Origin of the sequence: Moorena sp. SIO3B2 (genome assembly GCF_010692525.1) — a bacterium.
Lineage (GTDB): Bacteria > Cyanobacteriota > Cyanobacteriia > Cyanobacteriales > Coleofasciculaceae > Moorena > Moorena producens.
On the sequence record NZ_JAAHHE010000374.1, the window covers coordinates 1 to 5,639 of the forward strand.

At 40.0% G+C, this 5,639-nt stretch carries 2 protein-coding genes and 2 pseudogenes; 1 reads left to right on the plus strand and 3 read right to left on the minus strand.

Features of this window, described 5'->3' with window-relative positions; genetic code table 11:
* Positions 1-132: 132 nt before the first annotated feature.
* Positions 133-1,331: pseudogene (locus F6K38_RS33960) on the minus strand (IS701 family transposase); the annotation flags it as partial.
* Between the two features lie 503 nt (positions 1,332-1,834).
* On the opposite strand from F6K38_RS33960, the gene F6K38_RS33965 reads away from it, so the two are divergent.
* Positions 1,835-2,248, plus strand: a complete 414-nt coding sequence (locus tag F6K38_RS33965; RefSeq protein ID WP_044495885.1) for a response regulator transcription factor — start codon at positions 1,835-1,837, stop codon at positions 2,246-2,248.
* Between the two features lie 423 nt (positions 2,249-2,671).
* Here F6K38_RS33965 and F6K38_RS33970 read toward each other — a convergent pair whose 3' ends face one another.
* Positions 2,672-3,577: an NAD(P)-dependent oxidoreductase gene (locus F6K38_RS33970; RefSeq protein ID WP_044495884.1), complete on the minus strand. Its 906-nt coding sequence runs from the start codon at positions 3,575-3,577 to the stop codon at positions 2,672-2,674.
* Positions 3,578-3,637: 60 nt separating this feature from the next.
* Positions 3,638-4,864, minus strand: a pseudogene (locus tag F6K38_RS33975) (ISL3 family transposase).
* Positions 4,865-5,639: the final 775 nt, after the last annotated feature.

Below are 5,639 nucleotides of genomic sequence, written 5' to 3' on the forward strand. Positions count from 1 at the left end.
AAGACCGCGCTGCCTCCCCAAGACCGCGCTGCCTCCCCAAGACCGCGCTGCCTCCCCAAGACCGCGCTGCCTCCCCAAGACCGCGCTGCCTCCCCAAGACCGCGCTGCCTCCCCAAGACCGCGCTGCATCGCTTGTGGATGTGTTGAGAAATCAACAGTCGGATTCGGCATTTCAGAATCAGCTAGTTCAGATGAATTTAAAGTAGACATTTCCTGGGTATTTAAACTAATCATTAGATAAGCACTCATAATTAGTTCCCACCATTTATTAATCTCCTGAAAATCCGTAAAACGATAATCTGTCCAACCCAGTTCTTGTTTACACTGCCGAAAACCATATTCAACCCATGTTCGCCTCCCGTAAAGATTGCCTAGAATCTTCTTAATTTTACTCCTTTTATCCTGAATATTAGTCATGACAAAAGATGTAGAGTTCTCTGGCATGGTTTCAGGATCTGTAGTCATTTCCCAATAAGTTCTGTAACTTCTCTTGCCAAAAATAATTTCTCGGATATATCTAGTTTCTGATTTTTGATTGCTAAATATTCGCTCAAACTTACACCACTTATTAGCTCTTACTCTCTGAGCAACTGGCATCCAGACCCCATGATTGCTTTTAATTGCTAATATCCAAGGTAATTTGTATTTGTCTAATGTACTGATAAATGAACTACTTTCACCATACAAGCTATCAGCTAATACTAAGTCAATCCGAAATCCATAATTGACTAATTCAGTAATTATTTCCGAGGCTAGTTCAATCTTCGTTTTGTATGTATCTCCTTCTTTCAGTTTTCCTTGTGGTTTAAAGACTTTAACTAGTAAAGGAAAAGTAATATTTTTATAGACTCCATAAGCATTTACTGACACGATTCCATTATCTACTTTTCCTACACTGCCTAAATATTGTCTGGCTACATAGTCAGTTTTATTTCCTTTTTTTCTATCCCCTGTCTCATCAATTATTACCGTGATTATTTGGGAGTTTAATGCTTTGAGCGTCCGACTTAATCTTCGGGATGTTAATTCAGTCGCTGACCAAGGAGAATTGGCTAGAAAATGATGGAGTGACTGAGCAGATTTTATGCCTACTAACTTAGCTATTTCTGGAGGTGCGACCCGTGGCGAATTTAATTCGCCTAGGTCAAGCGCACCTATAGCGACTTTCTCTTTATCGGTGAGATTATTCCTAAATGTAAATATTTGAAACATTCATAACTTCTTACTTCTGGAAACAGGTCTTTATAAGCCTCACAATATTGATCAATAACCGAAACTGTTGGTTGTGCATCTCTGGCACTATGTTTGAGAATCTGTAACTCTACATCCATTGCCCTATCTACCTTTGAGCTACCCAATCTGTTTATTCTCTTATTTTACTTCTCGGAGAGTGACAAAAGAGGGATATATATTTGGCGATAAGTCGTCAAGTCATCGCTAAATATTTGTTCGCGTAGCGTGGCCTACGGCCAGGGGTCTATCCATCCCCACCCCTGCATAGGGATGGGGATGGATAGACCCCTCAAACTCCCCGATCAGTTAAACAGTGAAAAGACTGTTGGCTTGATCAGGTTTTGATACAGGGCATTATTAGTTTCAGGCAACGATAGCAACTGCAGTATTGCCCCCATTGCCATTTGGTGTGGGGACTTTTTTGTCGTACTTTAGCTACAGCGACTTTCAGATCGTGTCGGCTTGAATACTTATCCCTGATTAATTAATCAATGCCTAAAACACCCTACCGATTTACTAGCAAAGCATCCGGAATACCTCACTTGATCAAGTAAATTAATTGGTGTAGAAACAGGTAATGCTTTACCCAGCAGACTACTCTATGACTAAAAAAATCTTGATCGTTGATGATGAACCTTATATGAGACTGCTGATCGAGCAAACCCTGGAAGACCTGGAAGATGAAGGGGTAGAATTACTCACCGCTGAGGATGGTGAAGATGCTCTAGAGCAAGTTAAGTCAGAGCAACCTAATCTGGTATTTCTAGATTTAATGATGCCGAAAATGAGTGGTTTTGATGTCTGTAATCAGATCAAAAATGTTCTGTGTATCAAAGATATTTATGTGATCATGCTAACGGCTAAGGGACAGGAGTTTGATAAACAAAAGGGCAAAGAGGTCGGCACAGATATGTACCTCACTAAACCCTTTGACCCTGATCAAGTTTTGGAAAAATCTCAAGAAATACTTGGTATCACCGCTACTAGCGTGAAGTACCCCAACCTGCTTCGCTGAGGTTGGGGCTTCCAATTCTCAGGTCAACTCAGGGACGGTTTTATTCGTCTTTCGGGCTTCCCGCGCGCGTCCCCGACGCCTCAACCAGAGGCGCGACCCAAGGCCGGGGAACCCGGCCTTGGAGGCGCGCGCCTGCTAGAATTGGTCTTACTCAGCGTCCACAGGCAGACATCCGCCTTCCGCAGACGTATAGTTTGACGACAGACTTACCTTGGAATTACAGCATCTATGGCTAACCAGCCGGGGCAAGTCTCTTCCCTGAGCTCTGCTAGTACTTTGTATACCTTCTATCAATAGGTAGCCTTTTAGTCAGTCAGGCGGGTCATCGACCAATTTTATTATATCACGAATCGGTCTCGCTATCCATCCCCAGCTTTAAAGAAGCTGGGGATGGATAGCGAGTTTTGTTAAAGCCATCATCCTTCAGCTTCTGAGTTCGCCGTAAGCACGAATCATTGCTTGAGTTCCCTGTTCACCTCCTTTACCACTGTCAAGTTGTTGAACAACTTTGAAAAGACGGTCAGCTAATTCAACTCCAGCCAAATCCAGACTAGAAGACTGGAGGCTTTCGAGTACAAGCCTGAGGTCTTTGACCATGTGCTTAATCATGAAACCAGGCTCAAAGTCAGACTCAGCCACTTGTTGCCCTAAGTTGGATAACGCCCATGACCCAGCAGCACCTGTGCTACAAACCTCAATAACTAAATTAGGGTCAATTCCTTGATGTTCTGCCAACTTCATTGCCTCGCATAGGGCTACCATATGGACAGAACAAAGCACCTGGTTGCACAGTTTAACGGCTTGACCGCTGCCCACCGGACCGCACAGGCGAATGGTTTTGCCAAGAATTTCCAGTAGGGGTTTACACTCCTCGAAGTCCTTCTGGTCGCCTCCAAGCATAATGGTTAGGGTCCCATTTTTGGCTCCGATATCCCCACCGGAAACTGGTGCATCCAGAAAACGTAGGTTGTGCTTCTTTAGTTCCCCACTGATTCCCTGGGCTGCATTTGCTCCAATGGTGGTGAAATCCACAATTAGGGTATCGGGTTTGGCATACTCAGCCACTCCCTCAGCTCCCAGCATAACCGCTTCCACATCTGGGACATCCCCCAAGCAAGAAAAAATGATGTCAGCTGACTCGACGGCTTCCCGGATCGATGAGACTACCTTGGCTCCAGCATCAGCAGCAATCTTGACTCCTGGACGACCGGGGGTGCGATTCCAAGCCATAGTGGGGTAATTACTGGTGGAATAATCACTACGGGCAAGATTGGCTGCCATATATCCACCCATAACGCCGAGACCAAGAAAGGTAAGATTGCTGTTCATGCTGATTCCATTAAGTCCGCTTATAATATTCGGTTCTTCAGTACCTAGTATGCTAAACTATTAGTTAAAATTCCAATTAAGTAAACATCTGGATTGAAAGTTTTTAAAGTTTCTGAATCCATAAGCTGAACGTTTAATAACTTTTAATTTGTTATTAATACCCTCAACCACCCCACTAGTTGTTCTGTTATCAAAGTATGCGATAATTTCATCTAACCAACGAATAATAGTATTCCGGCTTTTCGGAAAATAATTTTGCGCTTCTGATAACCATGTACCTAATTTGAATAGCCCATCTAACCAATCATTTGTTTCATCAAAAATTTGGCGAATTTTTTCTTTAAATTCGTGCATAGTTTTAAGGCTTGGAGAAACTTATTTCACTTGAGCTAGTTTCTGACTTTGTTTTTTCGTCAAATATTTTTCATTTTTAAAAAGGGCATATTTACTTTTTTTAAGTTTCTCTAAACTCTGTTTATGATTTTATTTATCTGACTTGGTTTTAGCGTTTTTTAGTAAAGTTGTTAATTGAGTTTTTTCGAGTTTTATTTGTGAGTCTAGTTCTTGATTTATTTGTACCATTACATGAAATCTGTCGGCTACAACTTGAGCATTGGGCATTAATTCTAAAACTAAGCTTTTGTATCCTTGCCATAAATCAATACTAACCTCTTCTATCTTATCTAAGACCTCTCTACCCCATTTAATCAAAAAATTTTTGATTTCTAATTGTGTTCTTCCTTCTAATATTTGAATTAATACTGACTTCTCTAAATCTATTAATACTGCACAATAATTGCCTTTACCTTTAACCAGAGCTATTTCATCAATTCCTAGCTTTTTCAAATTTTTAGGTGGAGATTTGGGCAAGTCTGACCTGGCATCTTTTAACATTCTTTCTATTTCTTCTGTTGTCACTAATCCTTTTTGGGCTACACTTCTTATATCACTTCTTAAAACTTCTTTTAGGGTTGTCTCAGCCAACCTTTTAGTATATTTTCTTCTTTTCCTGACGAAATCTAACTTTTCACTGAACGGTTTTTTACATTTTTGACATTTAAACTGTCGTCTATTTATTTCCAAAAATACTGGGGACTCTCCCCAAGGCAAATCTTTAATTATATATCGATGATTTTGATGTAATTTATAACTTTTTGTCCCACACTGAGTACAGATGCTTTCATTACTGATTGACTCAATCTGTAAAATTATTCCAATCCCTTTGTGCTGGTGACGCGAACCAACTTTTACCCCTTTTATATCCAGAAGTTCTGTCAGCACTTTAATTTCCTTCCTTTTGTGATTTCATAATAACAAATATATATTCAAGTTACTTCCCTGATAGTTCTAGTTAATAATAGCTCATCTTTATAATTTAAATAAAGCTACATTTTGGGCTATAATTTGATGCATTTTTTTTAGTGTATTAACGACTTAAATTATTAGTTTAGCATACTAGGTACTGAAGAACCATATTTTTTAGCTTTACTATAGCGGTTTGTATTATAATCAGGTACACAGGATTTTTCCCCTCTTATCTGTTCCCTGTTCCCTGTTCCCTGTTCCCTGTTCCCTGTTCCCTAAAAAATTTACCTAACCCCATTAACCCCTATACAAAATAGACACAAAATCTCCCCTTTACTCACTTTCCTGCCGTTTAAATTCAAACTTGAACAAAGTGTAGCGGGGAGAGACTGAGATCAACAGGACCATCGAAGCCCACTCCTAAAAATAAATACGATTTAGTTATTTATTTTTTTTGTAGTATATTATTTAATTAATTTTTAGCGAGCAACGATTGATAATTTTAAACTAGTTGATTAGCCAAAAGTACTATTACAATTATATATATTTCGTGAAATTTACTGGCCAAAGATATAGCTATAACCCTTAGCCAGCAACGATTTATGATTTTGCATAGTTTACAAATGATTTGGGTGTGGCTCTTTTGGAAAGACGTTTGGTCAGGTTTAGAGAGGTATCGGAAGAGTAGGAGGAGCAGTAATAGAGCAACGAGCTTGAATTAGTCGTTTCATCAAAGGAAGGCCATCTTTGTACAAAG

Excerpts from the sequence above, each read along its gene's own strand:
- F6K38_RS33965 (WP_044495885.1), top strand. The coding sequence starts at position 1,835 with ATGACTAAAAAAATCTTGATCGTTGATGATGAACCTTATATGAGACTG.
- F6K38_RS33970 (WP_044495884.1), bottom strand. The coding sequence starts at position 3,577 with ATGAACAGCAATCTTACCTTTCTTGGTCTCGGCGTTATGGGTGGATAT.